Annotated in this window: 15 protein-coding genes and 1 other annotated feature; of the genes, 14 read left to right on the forward strand and 1 reads right to left on the reverse strand. The window is 27.5% G+C overall.

Annotation, left to right across the window (positions count from 1 at the left end):
* Positions 1–40 precede the first annotated feature (40 nt).
* Complete coding sequence (locus IC219_RS01755) at positions 41–304, reverse strand: DUF1294 domain-containing protein (protein WP_227831005.1); 264 nt, start codon at positions 302–304, stop codon at positions 41–43.
* A gap of 242 nt (positions 305–546) precedes the next feature.
* On the opposite strand from IC219_RS01755, the gene IC219_RS01760 reads away from it, so the two are divergent.
* From IC219_RS01760 to IC219_RS01825, 14 genes are all read left to right on the forward strand, one after another.
* Positions 547–1,248 carry a phenylalanine--tRNA ligase beta subunit-related protein gene (locus IC219_RS01760; protein ID WP_227831004.1) on the forward strand — a complete coding sequence of 234 codons (702 nt, stop codon included), beginning with the start codon at positions 547–549 and terminating at the stop codon, positions 1,246–1,248.
* 82 nt (positions 1,249–1,330) lie between these two features.
* Positions 1,331–1,939, forward strand: a complete 609-nt coding sequence (locus IC219_RS01765) for an NUDIX hydrolase (RefSeq protein WP_227831003.1) — start codon at positions 1,331–1,333, stop codon at positions 1,937–1,939.
* Between the two features lie 464 nt (positions 1,940–2,403).
* Positions 2,404–3,420, forward strand: a complete 1,017-nt coding sequence (gene gap, locus IC219_RS01770) for a type I glyceraldehyde-3-phosphate dehydrogenase (protein WP_227831002.1) — start codon at positions 2,404–2,406, stop codon at positions 3,418–3,420.
* A 381-nt stretch (positions 3,421–3,801) separates the two neighbouring features.
* Positions 3,802–4,971 (forward strand): hypothetical protein, encoded by a 1,170-nt coding sequence (locus IC219_RS01775; RefSeq protein WP_227483144.1) that lies wholly within the window; start codon positions 3,802–3,804, stop codon positions 4,969–4,971.
* A 387-nt stretch (positions 4,972–5,358) separates the two neighbouring features.
* A complete protein-coding gene (locus IC219_RS01780) occupies positions 5,359–9,615 on the forward strand; it encodes a 2-hydroxyacyl-CoA dehydratase (protein ID WP_227483143.1) in 4,257 nt (1,418 codons plus the stop codon).
* A 143-nt stretch (positions 9,616–9,758) separates the two neighbouring features.
* Positions 9,759–10,253: a methylated-DNA--[protein]-cysteine S-methyltransferase gene (locus IC219_RS01785; RefSeq protein WP_227435913.1), complete on the forward strand. Its 495-nt coding sequence runs from the start codon at positions 9,759–9,761 to the stop codon at positions 10,251–10,253.
* An 86-nt stretch (positions 10,254–10,339) separates the two neighbouring features.
* A complete protein-coding gene (locus tag IC219_RS01790; RefSeq protein ID WP_227435923.1) occupies positions 10,340–10,717 on the forward strand; it encodes a C-GCAxxG-C-C family (seleno)protein in 378 nt (125 codons plus the stop codon).
* A gap of 327 nt (positions 10,718–11,044) precedes the next feature.
* Entirely contained in the window at positions 11,045–11,485 is a 441-nt protein-coding gene (locus tag IC219_RS01795) for a SufBD protein (protein ID WP_227831001.1), read from the forward strand.
* A gap of 92 nt (positions 11,486–11,577) precedes the next feature.
* On the forward strand, positions 11,578–11,910 hold the full coding sequence (locus IC219_RS01800; protein ID WP_413926924.1) for a helix-turn-helix domain-containing protein: 333 nt from the start codon (positions 11,578–11,580) through the stop codon (positions 11,908–11,910).
* The gene (locus tag IC219_RS01805) at positions 11,885–12,082 is read left to right on the forward strand and encodes a GyrI-like domain-containing protein (protein ID WP_227831000.1); all 198 of its coding nucleotides are present in this window, start codon (positions 11,885–11,887) and stop codon (positions 12,080–12,082) included. The genes IC219_RS01800 and IC219_RS01805 overlap by 26 nt, the downstream gene beginning before the upstream one ends.
* A 530-nt stretch (positions 12,083–12,612) precedes the next feature.
* On the forward strand, positions 12,613–13,920 hold the full coding sequence (locus tag IC219_RS01810; protein ID WP_227830999.1) for a hypothetical protein: 1,308 nt from the start codon (positions 12,613–12,615) through the stop codon (positions 13,918–13,920).
* 86 nt (positions 13,921–14,006) lie between these two features.
* Positions 14,007–14,267: a binding site (T-box leader), on the forward strand.
* Positions 14,268–14,399: 132 nt separating this feature from the next.
* Positions 14,400–15,203, forward strand: a complete 804-nt coding sequence (locus tag IC219_RS01815) for an amino acid ABC transporter substrate-binding protein (protein ID WP_227435931.1) — start codon at positions 14,400–14,402, stop codon at positions 15,201–15,203.
* Positions 15,204–15,240: 37 nt separating this feature from the next.
* Complete coding sequence (locus IC219_RS01820) at positions 15,241–15,852, forward strand: amino acid ABC transporter permease (RefSeq protein ID WP_227435933.1); 612 nt, start codon at positions 15,241–15,243, stop codon at positions 15,850–15,852.
* A gap of 32 nt (positions 15,853–15,884) precedes the next feature.
* Positions 15,885–16,556: an amino acid ABC transporter ATP-binding protein gene (locus IC219_RS01825; RefSeq protein ID WP_227435935.1), complete on the forward strand. Its 672-nt coding sequence runs from the start codon at positions 15,885–15,887 to the stop codon at positions 16,554–16,556.
* Positions 16,557–16,858: the final 302 nt, after the last annotated feature.

The following is a 16,858-nucleotide window of genomic DNA, read 5'->3' on the forward strand; positions in this document are numbered from 1 at the left end:
ATTATTAATAAAAATAGAATTATTATATTTAAAAATCACTTTAAAGCATATAAAAATAGAATAATAACAATTGTAGTAATATTATAAATGGTATCCCAAGTGTAAATTTAATATGTTTAGTTTTATGTCTAAAAGAATACATTCCAATGATAGAACCGATGCTACCTCCAATTATTGCTATGGCAAGAAGGGTAGCTTCTTTTATTCTCCATTTATTTTTTATTGCTTTTTTCTTATCAATATACATTGAAGATAAACCAATAATATTAATAATTATAAAATATATAGAAATCAAATTTTTCACAATATTACCTCCATAATATGTATAATAAAAATATATTATACATTATAAAGCAAGAATATTTTTTTTAAAAGCCTAATCTATAATTACTATATATAAAAAAATATTTCATAAGAACTAATATTGTATTAATTGGAAAATTTAAAAAAATTAAACAATTGCTAAAATAGGGGGTATATTTATAAGACATAAAGTGATAAAATTTACTTAGAAAATAATGTAAAATAACAGGAGGACAAGGCAAAATGAAATTCATAGTAGAAAAAGAAGTATTTGATAAATTAGAAAATGTATGTTTTGGTGTAGTAGTTGCAAAAGGAATAGACAATACTAAAGAAATTGAAAGAATAAATAATCTTTTAGATATAAGCATAGACAGAGTAGAAGAGTACTTTAAAGATAAAAAGGTAAAAGAAGCAGAAGAAATTATACCATACAGAGAAGCATTTAGAAGTTTAGGGATGAATCCAAATAAATTTATGAGTTCGATAGAAGCGATGACAACAAGAGTTGCTAAAAATAAAAAGCTTCCACATATAAATCCTATTGTAGACTTAGGAAACTCTGTTTCTTTAAAATATCTACTTCCAATGGGTGCACATGATATGGATTTTAGAGATGATGATGTATTTGTTAGATTTTCAAAAAAAGGGGATAAATTTATTCCATTTGGAGAAACTGAAGTTGAGTTGATGGAAGAAGGAGAATTAATTTATTCTGTTGGAGATATGGTAAAAACTAGAAGATGGATATGGAGACAAGGTGAAGAAGGAAAAATTACAAGTAGTTCAAAAAATATATTTTTCCCTATAGATGGTTTTACTAATGCAAATTTAGATCAAGTAATGAGTGCAAGAGAAGAGTTAGCAAAATTATTAAAAGAAATATTTGATTGTGAAATTAAAGTAGGGTTCATAGATAAAGATAACTTAGAAATGGAGATATAAGAAACTGTATCCAATACTTATTTTAAAGTATTATGTCTATAATTACTTAAGGATATTTAAATAAAGAGAGGTCGTAGTAAATTTGAAAAAAACTATAATAAAGAATATAAATCCATTGGTTGAAAGTAAGTTTATGGGACTTTTTGAAATTGAGTATAAAAATAAGCTAGATGAAGATAAGATATGGATGGTAGCATCAAGAAAAAGCAGTGAACAACTAAAAAGTATTTATCTTGAAAATAAAGAAGATAGTGCAGATGCAGTTGCAATAGTAGGTCTTCATAAAAGTAGTAAAAAATTAATTTTAATAAAACAATTTAGAGTACCCATTAATGGATATATATATGAATTGCCAGCAGGTCTTATCGATAAGGGTGAATCTATAGATATTTCTGTTGAAAGAGAACTTAGAGAAGAAACTGGGCTTACTCTTTTAGAAATTCAAAAAAATAAGAGTAATGAGAAAGTATATCTATCTCCTGGTATGAGTGATGAATCGATTGCATTTGTTTACTGTATATGCGATGGTAATATAACTGATGAATTCTTAGAACCAGATGAAGATATTGAAGCTATTTTAGTTTCACAAGATGAAGCAAAAAAAATTTTACAGAGTAATCATAAGATAGATACAAAAGCATTTTTAATTTTACAAATGTTTGTAAGTTTAGGAACTAAATTATTTGAATAATTATACAGAAAAGAGATTGTATTATGTAAGTGAGTAAAGTATAAAAATTTATTTTATTCATATAATGATATAATCTCTTTTTTGTTTTATTTTTTAAGATGTAAATTAATCAATACAAAAATTTAAGGGTTATTTTTAGGTAATCTTTAGATGTTTTTGTATTGAGAGATAATCTTTTAATGCATATTGTATTTTCAAATATAGATATAGTTTAAAAATTCAAAAAAATAGTGGTGAAATATGTCCCAAGGGACATTGGGCAAAATACGTCCCTCCAGCCTCTTTATATTAAAAAGTATATACTAAATAAGGGTTAAAAGAGATAAAAATGATACACTAATTGTCTTTTGATAATAAAAAAACACAGAATTTAATTATTTAATCTAGAAAAAGTATTGAACAAATGAATTATTTAGTGTACAATAATCATGTAAAAACATAGTAATGGAGGGAGACATTTCATAATGAAAATTAAGGTAGGAATGAACGGATTTGGAAGAATAGGAAGAGCTGTGTTGAGAATAGCTCAAGAAGAATTAGGAGATAATATAGAAATTGTAGCCATAAATGCAAGAGCAACAACAGAGTCTTTGGCACATTTATTTACATATGATTCATGTTACGGAATTTTTAGAGGTGAGGTAGAAGCAAAGGATGAAGATACACTAATAGTAAACTCTAAAGAAATAAAAATACTGAGATACAATGACCCGGAAGAATTACCATGGAAAGAGTTAGGGGTTGATATAGTTATAGAATCAACAGGATTATTTACACAAAGAGAAAAGGCAGAAAAACACATTAAAGCAGGTGCAAAAAAAGTAATAATAACAGCTCCAGGAAAAAATGAAGATATAACTATAGTTGTTGGAGTTAATGAAGAACAATATGATAATGAAAAGCATAATATAATCTCAAATGCATCTTGTACTACAAATTGCCTAGCGCCATTTGCTAAAGTATTGGACGAAAAATTTGGTATAGTAAAAGGTTTAATGACTACTGTACATTCATATACTAACGATCAAAGAATATTAGATAAGAGCCACAAAGACCTGAGAAGAGCGAGAGCAGCGGCTGAATCTATAATACCTACCACTACAGGAGCAGCAAAAGCTGTGTCAAGAGTATTACCACAATTAGAAGGAAAATTAAATGGTTTTTCACTTAGAGTGCCAACACCAACAGTTTCACTTGTTGATTTAGTATGTGAACTTAAAGAAAACGTTACAATTGAGCAAGTGAATTCTGTATTAAAAGAAGCTGCTGAAGGAGAATTAAAGGGTGTTTTAGGATACTGTGACAAACCACTTGTTTCTATAGATTATAGAGGAGATTCAAGATCATCTATCATAGATGCTCTGTCCACAATGGTTATAGAGGATAATATGGTCAAAGTTGTTTCATGGTATGACAATGAATGGGGATATTCCTCAAGAACTGTTGATTTAGTAAAATATATAGCTGAAAAATTAAAATAATACATAACTAAAAAAAAATTTTTGAAAAAAATTTATAAAAATAGAAAAAAAGATTATGAAAAATATTGAAGGAAAAAATTTTTCATAATCTTTTTTGATTAATATAAAAGTTATAAGTTACAACTTGTTATTAGATATTAGGTCGTTAGAGGAGGTTATATCTATTTAGTAAGAAATTGTATCATTTTATATATGAAAGATAATATGTCGAAAACTTGCAGAAATCTGAAAAATTTTTATTATTGGAATACTGGTTTTCATTTTATTTATGATAAAAAAATGACAAATAAAGTTGCAAAGAGTAATATTTATAAGTATAATTAAAAAAGAGAAAAGGTTTTGTTAAGCTTTACAACAAAAGAAAAGAAGGGATGATTCAAAATGGAGAAGTTAACAGACAGGAGACAGGTTAAGGCAGTAAGCATGGAGACATTTGTTTTCATAATATTACTAATAGTTGGATTTGGATATGTTGGTAGTATTATGGGCGCAGGAATGATGTTTAAAGTAATAATGAGTACAGCACATGCTTTACTATTAGAGACAGTTTTCTTAATTATGGCTATGGCAGTTCTTGCAGGCGCATTAAGCGCACTACTTTCAGAGTTTGGAGTAATAGCATTAATTAATAAAATTTTCGCTATATTTATGAAGCCTTTATACGGATTACCTGGTGCTAGTATAGCAGGGGCTATAACAACTTATTTATCAGATAATCCAGCTATTATACCTTTTGCTAAAGATAAAACATTCACACAGTATTTTAAACAATATCAAGTTCCAGCACTATGTAATTTAGGAACAGCTTTTGGTATGGGACTTATCTTAACAACGTTTATGATATCTCAAGGTACAGAATATGTATTGCCAGCATTGATTGGTAACTTAGGTGCAGTAATAGGTAGTGTTGTAAGTGTTAGAATAATGTTGACATTTACTAAGAAGTTCTATAACTATAATCCAGAAGAAGATAAAGCAGCAGGAACATTAGAGAAAAAAGCTGAATTTAGAGAAATAAGAGAAGGAAATGTATTCCAAAGAGGTCTAGATGCTATTCTTGAAGGTGGTAAGATGGGTGTAGATATGGGAATGGCTATAATCCCTGGTGTCCTAGTAGTATGTACATTGGTTATGTTATTAACTTTTGGACCATCTACAGACCCTGCTACAGGTCAAGAGGTTTATACAGGAGCTGCATATGAAGGAATAAAATTACTTCCAGTTCTTGGGGATAAGCTTGGATTTATATTAGAGCCATTATTTGGATTTACATCACCAGAAGCAATAGCATTCCCTATAACTTCATTAGGAGCTGTTGGAGCAGCAATGTCTTTAGTTCCAGAATTTATAAAATCAGGAGCTATAACTCCTAATGATATAGCAGTATTTACAGCAATGGGTATGTGTTGGAGTGGATATTTAAGTACACATATTGGTATGATGGATGCATTAAATGCTAGACAATTAGCTGGAAAAGCAATTCTTTCTCATACAATAGGTGGTTTATGTGCAGGAGCAGCAGCTCACTTTATATTTATGCTCGTATCATAAATATGATAAATAGAAGTAATTAAAATAAAAATAATATACAAAAAAATGGTTGTCTATATGCAATAAGGAATTGTGTACTGACAACCATTTTTTTTGAATGAAGATATTTTATAATATATGAACATTAAATTGGTATTAGAGTTAAGTTATATTTATGTAAAAAGTAACAAAAATCTGTAGAAATTTATGACAAAATTTAGTACACTAACTATATGTTCTTATTTAAAATTTAAAGGTATTATTAGAAATTACCTAGTAGAGTAAGCTTGGTTAATAAAAGAATCATAAAATAAAAATATTAATCATAAAAATTATAAAATAACTTACTTAAAATAAAGCCATAGAACTTACAAAAATTAAAAAAGCATATAAGTATGGAGGGGTACAATGGATGAATTATTTCATATAGGAATTGATGTAGGTTCTACAACAGTAAAGGTTGTGGTACTTAATAATAACAATATAGTTCATAAAGAATATAAAAGACATTATTCTGATGTGAAGAAATCAGTTAAAGAAGTACTAAATGGAATATACGAAAAATTGGGAGATATAAATGCAACCATTATAATAACTGGTTCAGGAGGAATTGGAATCTCAAAAAAACTTGGGGTAAAATTTGTCCAAGAAGTTATATCTAGTACAAAATCAATAGAATATTTCCATCCGGAAACTGATGTTGTTATAGAACTTGGAGGAGAAGATGCAAAAATAACCTATTTAAGTGGAGGAATAGATCAAAGAATGAATGGTATATGTGCAGGTGGCACTGGAGCATTCATAGACCAAATGGCTTCCCTTTTAAAGACAGATGCTAGTGGTTTAAATGAATTAGCTAAAGGCTACAATGTTATTTACCCAATAGCCTCAAGATGTGGTGTTTTTGCTAAAACAGATATTCAACCTCTTATAAATGATGGAGCTAAGCAGACTGATATAGCAATGAGTATTTTTAATGCAGTTGTCGTACAAACAGTAAGTGTTCTTTCTTGTGGAAGAAAAATAGAAGGCAATGTTGCATTTTTAGGTGGACCATTGTATTTTTTATCTGAACTTAGAGAAGCTTTTAAAAGAGTACTAAATTTAAAAGATGAAAATGTAATTTTCCCAGAAGATGCACAGCTTTATATTGCTATTGGAGCAGGATTATTATCAGTAGATGAAGATAGTATAAAACTTAAATCTCTAATAGAAAAACTAGACAATATAAAAAATATTGAAGATGGAGAAGTAAATTTATTAGAACCTTTATTCAAAGATAAAAACGAGTATGAAGAATTTTTAAGAAGACATGAAAAAGAAAAAATAGATTATGTAGATATAAATTCAATTAAGAAAAATTGTTATCTAGGAATTGATGCAGGTTCTACTACTACTAAGGCTGCGCTTATTGATGAAGATGGGAATCTAGTATATTCTTACTATAATAGTAATGAAGGGAATCCACTAAAAACAACAATCAAGGTCATAAATGAAATATATGATATATTACCAAAAGACGTTAAAATCTTAAGTTCAACTGTAACTGGATATGGAGAGGGACTTATTAAAAAAGCATTAAAAATAGATAATGGAGAAATAGAGACTATAGCACATTATAAAGCTGCTAAATTTTTTAATAAAGATGTAGACTTTATACTTGATATTGGTGGTCAAGATATGAAGTGTTTAAAAATAAAAGAGGGTGTAATTGATAATATAATATTAAATGAGGCTTGTTCATCAGGTTGTGGTTCATTTTTAGAGACATTTGCAAGTTCTTTATCTATGACAATCGAAGAATTTGCACATGAAGGTATCTATTCTCAAAGCCCTGTCGATTTAGGTTCAAGATGTACTGTGTTTATGAATTCGAGAGTAAAACAATCTCAAAAAGAAGGGGCAAGTGTTGGAGATATATCAGCAGGCTTATCTTATTCTGTAATAAAGAATGCTTTATTTAAAGTAATAAAAATCAGAGATTTAAATGAGATTGGAAATAATATTGTTGTACAAGGTGGAACATTTTACAATGATTTAGTACTTAGAAGTTTTGAAAGGCTAATTGGCAAAAATGTAATTAGACCTAATATTTCTGGAATTATGGGTGCTTTTGGTTCAGCTCTTATAGCTAGAGAGAAGTATGAAAGTGGATATCAAACATCTTTATTATCCAAAGAAGAATTGAATAGTATAAAATTAGAATCAAGTGTAATTAGATGTAAAGGATGCTCAAATCATTGTCTTCTTACAATAAACAAATTTTCTGATAATGAAATTTTTATTTCAGGAAACAGATGTGAGAAGGGAGAAGCCATTTATGGCGATAAAAAGATAGGTTTAGAAAAGAAAAACCCCATAAATCTATTTAAGTATAAATATGATAGGATTTTTAAATACAAACCATTAGAAAAAGATAAGGCAAAAAAAGGAGAGATAGGAATACCAAGAGTATTAAATATGTATGAAGATTATCCATTTTGGTTTACATTTTTCAATGATATGGGATTTAGAGTTGTACTTTCAGATAGGTCATCAAAACAATTATATGAAACTGGTATAACTAGCATTGCTTCTGAAACAGTGTGTTATCCTGGAAAATTAGTTCATGGTCATATAGAAAATTTAATTTCAAAAGGAATAAAGAATATATTTTATCCTAGTGTAACCAATGAAAATAAAGAAGATTTAAGTGCAGATAATTATTATAATTGTCCTGTCGTAATATCCTATTCTGAAGTAATAAAAAATAATGTGGAAAATATAAGAAACAAAAATATAAATTACATAAATCCATTTATAAGTCTAAATGATAAGGAAAAGTTGAAAAAGAGACTTCATGAGGAATTATCAAGACGTTTTAATGGTATAAATATAACTAAGGAAGAAATTAATCATGCAGTTGATAAAGCGACTGATGAACAAAATTCATTTAAGATGGAGATGCAAGCAGCAGGTGAAAGAGCACTTAAGGAGATAAAAGAGAGAAACTTAAAGGGAATTGTATTATGTGGTAGACCATATCATATAGATCCAGAAATAAATCATGGAATGCCAGAGCTTATAAATTCTTTAGATATGGCAGTACTTACTGAAGATTCTATATGTCACTTAGCAAATATGCAAAGACCACTTAGAGTTGTAGACCAATGGGTCTATCATTCAAGATTATACAAAGCAGCTAGTTTTGTAAGAGATAAAAATTATTTAGAATTAGTTCAACTTAATTCATTTGGGTGTGGTTTGGATGCAGTAACTACAGACCAAGTTCAAGAAATACTTAATGAAAAATCTAAAATATATACTATTATAAAAATTGATGAAGGTAATAATTTGGGAGCTGCAAAGATAAGAATGAGGTCTTTAAAAGCAGCTATGTTTGAGAGAGAAAGTAAAAATATAGATGTAAAAAATATGAAAGTAGATAGAATACAGTATGCAAAGAATAATCAAATAACGAACAAACATACTATATTAGCACCACAAATGTCACCTATACATTTTCAATTCCTTGAAGAAGCTGTAAATCTGAGTGGATATAAGATAGAAATTTTAAAAGATACAGATAGTAGTGTTATTGAGGAAGGTTTGAGGTATGTAAATAATGATGCTTGTTATCCAGCTATAATAGTAGTAGGTCAATTAATAACAGCATTAAAGTCTGGAAAATATGATTTAAATAATACATCTGTTGCAATAACTCAAACTGGTGGCGGTTGTAGAGCTACAAATTATATTGGATTTTTAAGAAAAGCTATGTATGATGCAGGGTTTAAAGATGTTCCAGTTATTGCACTTAGTGTAAATGGAATAGAAGATAGTGGGATAATGGATAATGTATCTCTAAAATTAATCAATAGACTTTTTATGTCTGTTGTATATGGAGATTTATTGATGAAAGTACTCTATAGAGTGAGACCATATGAGAAAGTTATTGGAAGTACAAATACTCTATATGAAAAATGGGTTGATATATGTAAAAAATCTCTAGTCAAAGCTAAAATTTCTGTATTTACTAAAAACATAAAAGAGATAGTAAATGAGTTTGATAACCTAGAGATATTAGATATTAAAAAACCTAAAGTAGGTTTAGTTGGAGAAATATTAGTTAAATTTCATCCAATTGCAAACAATAATCTAGTGAATATATTAGAGCGAGAAGGTGCTGAAGCAGTTGTACCAGACCTTACAAATTTCTTTTTAAGTTGTGCGTTTAATACTATTTATAAACACACTCATTTAGAAGGAAGTAGAAAAAGTAGAATGATAGGAGAAGCCTTTATATACATAACAAGTATATACCAAAGAGTATATAAAAAAGCACTTGATAAAAGTAAAAGATTTTACGCTCCAGGAAATATAAAAACAGTTGCGAAAAATACAGAACCAGTAGTATCATTAGGAAATCAAACTGGAGAAGGATGGCTTTTAACAGGTGAGATGGTTGAATTGTTGAATGAAGGTGTGGAAAATATCATTTGTATGCAACCTTTTGGATGTTTACCTAATCATATAATTGGTAAAGGTTCTATAAAAGAATTAAAAAGATTATATAAGAATGCAAATATAATTCCTATTGATTATGACCCTTCTGCAAGCGAGGTGAATCAGCTTAACAGGATAAAACTTATGCTTTCTAAAGCTTTTAAAAATATAGAAGATTAATGTTTCACATATTGAAAATTTATAGCTATCTAAATAAATTACTATTGTATTAACAATTATAAAAAGAGTTACTCTATTTTTTAGGGTAACTCTTTATTACTTGAAAAATTATATGTATACTAATATAAAAGGGGGGACGTTATATGAATTTAGTATATGATGTTTATGAGTCTAAAATAGGAAATTTGTACATATTGAGTGAAGATGGTTTTGTAGTTAGTTTAGATATAGGAGATGAAAAATTTAATAATTTAAAAGAAGAATATATTAAAAAAGGAATAGATATAAAAAGAAGTGAAGAAGATTTAAAAGAGGCAATAAATCAGATAGATGATTATTTTAATGGAAAAAGAAAAACATTTGATTTGAAAATACGTGTTGATGGTACTGAATTTCAAAAGTCCGTCTATGAAGAAATGTTAAAAATACCTTATGGAAAAACACTCTCATACTCAGAAATAGCAAAAAATATAAATAATCCAAAGTCTGTTAGAGCAATTGGACAAGCAAGTAAAAGCAACAAAATTCCAATAATAATACCTTGTCACAGAGTTGTTGGTAAAAATAATATTGGTGGATATATGGGGAATCATTCTGACTTAAAAAAAATACTATTAGATTTAGAAGAAAATAGTTAAATTGGTTAAAAGTGATTTTTTTGTTAATATTTGATATAATTATGTTAGAAGAGATTTTTAATTTACATTGATAAGGGGGAGTTTTAATGTGCAATAAAGTTATAGCATCAAAATACCATGAAAAAGGGTTTAATTGTGCAGAGTCAGTTATAAAAGCATATAATGAAGAGTTTAATACAGATATACCAGTTTGTTTAGGTAGTGGATTAGGTTCAGGTTGTGGAGTTGCTAGTTTATGTGGTGCAGTAAATGCCTCAAATATAATAATTGGATATGTAAGAGGTAGAAACCATGAGGGTGAAAGTACTAAAGCTAAAGCATATGCTAAAGATTTGACAACAACAGTAAGAAATGAGTATGGTTCAGAGTTATGTATAGACTTAAAGAAAGATTTAGTTGCTTGTAGAGAAATAATGGATTTTGCATATGATACTTTAAAAGAAACTTTAAAAAAGGAACTATAATAAATATAAGTTATATAATATATTTATTAAGTCTATTTATTATATAACTTATTAATTACAAATAAAACGCAATGAACTTTAAAAGAATATTAGATTTTTATATTATGAAGACGCTCAGAAAGGAGCGTCTTTTTGCTAGTATAATTTAGAAAAAAATTATATTACTTATTAACAGAATTTAAATGACAATTGAGTATTAACATGCATTGATGTAAATCAGATTGATTAACAGATAATATTTATATAGGTATCGCAATTATTTCTATTTATTTTTTGTTATGTTATACTCAGCTTAAATAAATATTTGTTACAAAGGAGATGAAAATATTGGAAAATATTGATTTACTTATTAAAGAATTATGTTCAAAAAATCATAATGAAGCATATAAAACTTTTTTATTTCTAGAAAATGAAAGTAAAAAATCAAACATTACATACTGTTTTTTTGATTATTTTCTAGAAATGATTAATAATGAAAGTTCATATATTCGTACAAGAGGATTGTTGTTAATAGTTGCAAATGCTAAGTGGGATACTGATAATAAAATTGAAATGAATATAGATAGTATACTAAGTCACATTGTGGATAAAAAGCCTTCTGTATCGAGAAATTTTATTCAGTCATTACCTAATATCATAAAGTATAAGAAACAACTTATTCATCGTATAAGAGCGGAATTAAGTAATGCAGATATAAATATTTATAATGATAATATGAAGTCATTAGTAGAAAAGGACATAAGAAATACCTTATCTAACCTTGAGTAAAGATATATTATCCAAATTTTACGGGTTGCCATCATTATTAGTGATTAATTTTTTTTGACAATAGCAAGAAATGTGAAAATAGCTAAGACAGAATTAGGTACAATCAGACTAGAAGGTTACTAATTTTTACAGATAAGCCAATTATGGAAATTTCACTATTTGCTGGATATGAAACACAACAATCATTTACAATTGGATTTAAGGCTATGCTTAAATGTAGCCCACAATCATTTAGAAAAAAAGGAGATTTTCATCCTGTACAATTAAAGTTTACTGTTGATGGAAAAGAAACTTTGAGAGGTGATAGAATAATGGAAGTTAAAATGGTTGAAAATGACAAAATTCTTTTAGTAGGCTATAAAGGAAATACACGACTAGGTTTTTCTGTTATAGGTGAATGTGCAAAATATAGTTTTTACCTTTAAAGCAAAGAGAGAAGATAGCTTACAACCTGTTGTAGATTATGCTTATAAAGAATGGTTACCTCAGTCAACATGCCAGTTAAATGAAAATGCTAAATATGATTTTGTGAGATATGGAGAATTAGTTGATAAGGATGGTAAAAGTTTGATTGAATTTTGGGTTCCAATTTTATGAGTGCCATAATATTTTGAATATATAGACTAAATAAACGTAGTAAAAATCGTTGTAATGAGTAAAAGCTTTATATGTTAAAAGAAAATATACATAATCTAATGGTAGTTTTGAAATAACAAATTAAAGCTACCATTTTTATTTTGAAAAATCATTTAATGAAATAGATTCAGTTTATTAAATAGATTATTTATAAGATTATAATAATATATTGTTAAAGAAAATATTTAATAAATTAAATGTTTTCTTTGACAATGTACATATATGAATGATAATATCTAAATGAATAAAAGCTATGGTAATAAAATGATTTCTTAAAATCTATTTTAGGTATTATTAATAAATAAAAAATTATAAAATACATAATGTCTCTAACAAACGATGATACTAGAATGATACTGTTTTTATAAGAAATTATAAAATACATAATTAATAAAAATAATATATTGAATTATATAATAGATTGGGTTTTACTAAATAAAAAAGAAATGAAATCCCCATGTTATTATACAAAAGCAAAGGTGGGAATAAAAATGAAAGAAATTGATGATTCTATAACATCAGAATATTTAAGCTATGGTATCAATGAAGATATTAGTATCTATGAAGGTAGATTTTGTATATATTTAGATAAGAAATATAGATGTAATGGAAAAGTTTATTATAAAATGACACCTCCAATATCCATAAGTTTTAAAGCAGATATAGGTTGCATTGAAGATATAGAAAATGAAGATGAGAACTTAGTTTTGGACTATGATAATGCTATTCTTGAAGTCTATGGTTATAAGATTATTTCTATAACAATAAACACTCTAAGTGATTTTGTGATAGAGGGATATATCAATGATGATTGTATAAAATCTAAAAACTCTTATGTTGAACATGTAGATTTTAATATAATAAACTTAGATAAAATACCTGGAAAACTTATAAAATACAATGATAAGGTATATGCAGGTAGAATTGAATTTGATATAAATGATTATGTTGTTACTATAGATAAACGGTATGATTATAGAAAAGAATTGAAGTCAGATTTAAAGTCTAAATCTGGTGCAATAATAACTCATATAGGTAGGATTAGAAGAAAAGATGGTAAAATTTTTAGAACTAATAATACAATAAATCTTTTAGATAGAATATCAACAGCCTTGAGTTTTATGTGTGGCAGATATGTTGGATTTTGTTTGGCAAAAGGATATAGAAATGGGAATGAAGTTTATAGAATTTGGAATGAAAATCAAATAACACCTTTTAGATATGTACCAACATGGTCAGATACGCTGTCGAACTATCATAATATAGAAAAATATATAAGTCTCATGTGTAAAAAATTAGAAGATTTTTATTATGGCTCCGCGATAAAGAGTGTCGTTGATTGGTATATAGAGTCTCTTGGAAGTGTGACTATGGAAAATAATATAATATCTGTACAGATTGCACTTGAAACTTTGTCATATGTAGTGCTGGTAGAGCAAAATAAGGTGCTTACAGATGAAACTTTTGACCATAATTTGGCATCTAAAAATATCAGACTTCTACTTGATATATGTAAGATACCATATGGTAAATATGAGTTAGACATATTTGATAGCATGATAAAAAAGAAGTTTGATGATGGAATAGATTTAGTTATTTATTTAAGAAATAGTATAGTTCATCCAAGTAGAAAAGCTCATAGAGCTACATTAGAAGTTGAAGACATTTGGAATATCATTTCAATAGGAACAAGATATATTGAGCTTGTTTTGCTTTTTATTTTGGGATATAAAGGAGAGTATTCTAATAGATTGGTAGAACGATGCTATGGTGAGGTAGAAGTTGTACCTTGGAATTAGATTTTTATATTTATTTTAAAATATATATTGACAGATATTGCCTTATGATATAAAATCAATATCATAAATAAGAATTCAAAACAACATTAAATGCGATGAAAAGAAATAGTAAAAGTAGGTAATCTTAAACAGAGAGTTTCCGATTGGTGAGAGGAGCAATAGATTTTACTTTGAACACATCTTTGAGCAGGACTCTGAAAGAGTAAAAATACTTTACTAGGAGTTTCCCGGTATCCTTGCATCCGTTATAGTGCTAGAGTATAATTTTTATTGTACTTAAAGAGGTTAGTGTCGTGAGGCATTAATGAACAGAGGTGGAACCACGAGATTTAACTCCCGTCCTCTAGCAATAGCTAGAGACGGGAGTTTTTTAATATAATTTTTTAAGCGCGCAGAGAATTATATTGCAATAGATACATTTTTTCTGAAATAATCAAAATATTTAAAATTTAAAAATTTAAAAGACGAGGGAGAATATTATGAAAAATATATTAAAAAAATTAGGATTATTTACAATTATGTTAGGTTTAGTAAGTGGAATGGCAGGTTGCTCAAAATCAGATAATGAAAAGGATAAAGATGCTTCAAATGCATCAAAAAAAGAGGTAATTGTAGGATTTGATAATACATTTGTACCAATGGGATTTTTAGATGAAAAAGGAGAAACAGTGGGATTTGATGTTGATTTAGCAAAAGAGACATTTAAGAGACTTGGAATGGAAGTTAAATTTCAACCAATAGATTGGTCAATGAAAGAAACAGAGTTAAATGATTCAAAAACTGTAGATGTATTATGGAATGGATATTCTATAACAGATGAGAGAAAGAAAATAGTATCATATACAGAACCTTATTTACAAAATAAACAAATAATAGTTACTTTAAGTGATTCAAAAGTAAATACAAAAGCTGATTTAAAAGATAAAGAAGTTGGAACTCAACAAGGTTCAACAGCTCTTGATGCAGTAGAAAAAGATAAAGATTTTATGAATAGCTTAAAGGGTGGAGCACCAGTTCTTTATGATACTTATGATAAAGCACTTAGAGACTTAGAGATAGGTAGAACTAGCGCAGTTGTTGGTGATGAAGTTTTAATTAGATACTATATGGGACAAAAAGGTGAAGATAAATATAAAGTATTAAAAGAAGATTTTGGATTAGAAGATTATGTTGTAGCAACATCTAAGGAAAATCCAGAACTTTGTAAAAAAATAAATGAAACATTAAAAGAAATGAAAAAAGATGGAGCTTTTGACAAAATTTATGATAAGTGGTTTAAATAAGAGATAAGTTAGCTGTTAAGAAGGGGGCACTAAAGGCATGTTACAAGGTTTAGAAATAGTTATAGCAATGTTTTGTATAACATTAATAGTATCAATTCCATTGGGGATTGGAGTTGCATTTTTAAGATTATCAAAAAATAAATTAATAAGTGGTATTACACAATGTTATATATTAATAATGAGAGGAACACCTTTACTTTTACAAATGATAGTTATATTTTATGGTTTACCTCTTATAGGAATTGTATTTGACAGGTTTACAGCTGGAATAGTAGCTTTCTTCTTAAATTATGCAGCATACTTTGCAGAAATATTTAGAGGTGGAATACAATCAATAGATAGAGGTCAATATGAAGCTTCAAAAGTACTAGGGTTTGACAAATTTACGATGTACAAGAGAATAATATTTCCACAAGTTTTTAAAAGAATACTAGCACCTATTTCAAATGAAGTAATTACATTAGTAAAAGATACATCTTTAGTATATATATTAGGATTAAATGATATTTTAAGAATATCTCAAATAGCAATGAATAGAGAAGCAAGTTTGTTACCACTATTTGAGGCAGGAGCAATATATCTTATATTTGTAGCTATACTTACTAAGGGATTTGAATTACTTGAAAAAAAATATTCTTATTACAGATAAAGCTACAATAATTATAGGAGGAGGTTTTTTATATGTTGAAAATCAGGAATTTAAATAAATCATTTAAAAAAAATAAAGTGCTTAAAGATATTTCTTTTGAACTAGAAGAAGGTCAGATTGGAGTTTTGCTTGGTAAATCTGGTGCAGGGAAGACCACAATATTAAGATGTATAAATGGTCTTGAAGAATTTGATAGTGGAGAAATTATAATAGATAATGAAATAATAAAAAGCAAGAAAGACATGGCAAAAATACGTGGTAAAATAGGTATGGTTTTTCAAAACTTTAATCTATTTCCTCATATGACTGTCCTTGAAAATATAATTGAATCTCCAGTTAATGTTTTTAAAGTCCCTAGAGAGGAAGCTGAAAATAGAGCTAAAGAACTTTTGAGACTAGTTGATTTGGAAGAAAAATTGAACTCATATCCATTTGAGTTGTCAGGAGGACAGCAACAAAGAGTTGCAATAGCTAGGTCTTGTGCATTAATGCCAAAAGTTCTTTGTTTTGATGAACCTACTTCTGCACTTGATATTGATACTATTCAAAAAGTAGTAAATATAATGAATAGGCTTAAAGATAAAGGCATGACTATACTGATAATTACACATGATGTTGTATTTTCAAATAGTGTTGCTGATAAGATTATAAGTATAAAAGATGGTATAGTTGAGGATATTCAAATAAAAGAAAAAATTGTTTAAATTTTTAAAAACGAAATTTATATTGAAATTTTATAAAAAAATAAGAATTGTTTGTCTGACTTTTACAATGAAAAATATAAATTTTGATATATTAGAGCAGTTAAAATTTAATTTAACTGTGTGGTAAAAAAGTCGTGATATCAAACTGTCACGGCTTTTACATGTATACAAATTCAAAAAATGTATAATGTAAGATTAAAATTATAAAAATGCCATACTTCACACCAAAATAGCTAAAGAAAAAGTATGAGGAGGAAGAATTTATCATCAACAGTAGCAATTATAAATTTAATGAAAGCAAA

This window comes from Clostridioides sp. ES-W-0018-02 (assembly GCF_020658175.1).
Taxonomy (GTDB): Bacteria; Bacillota; Clostridia; order Peptostreptococcales; family Peptostreptococcaceae; genus Clostridioides.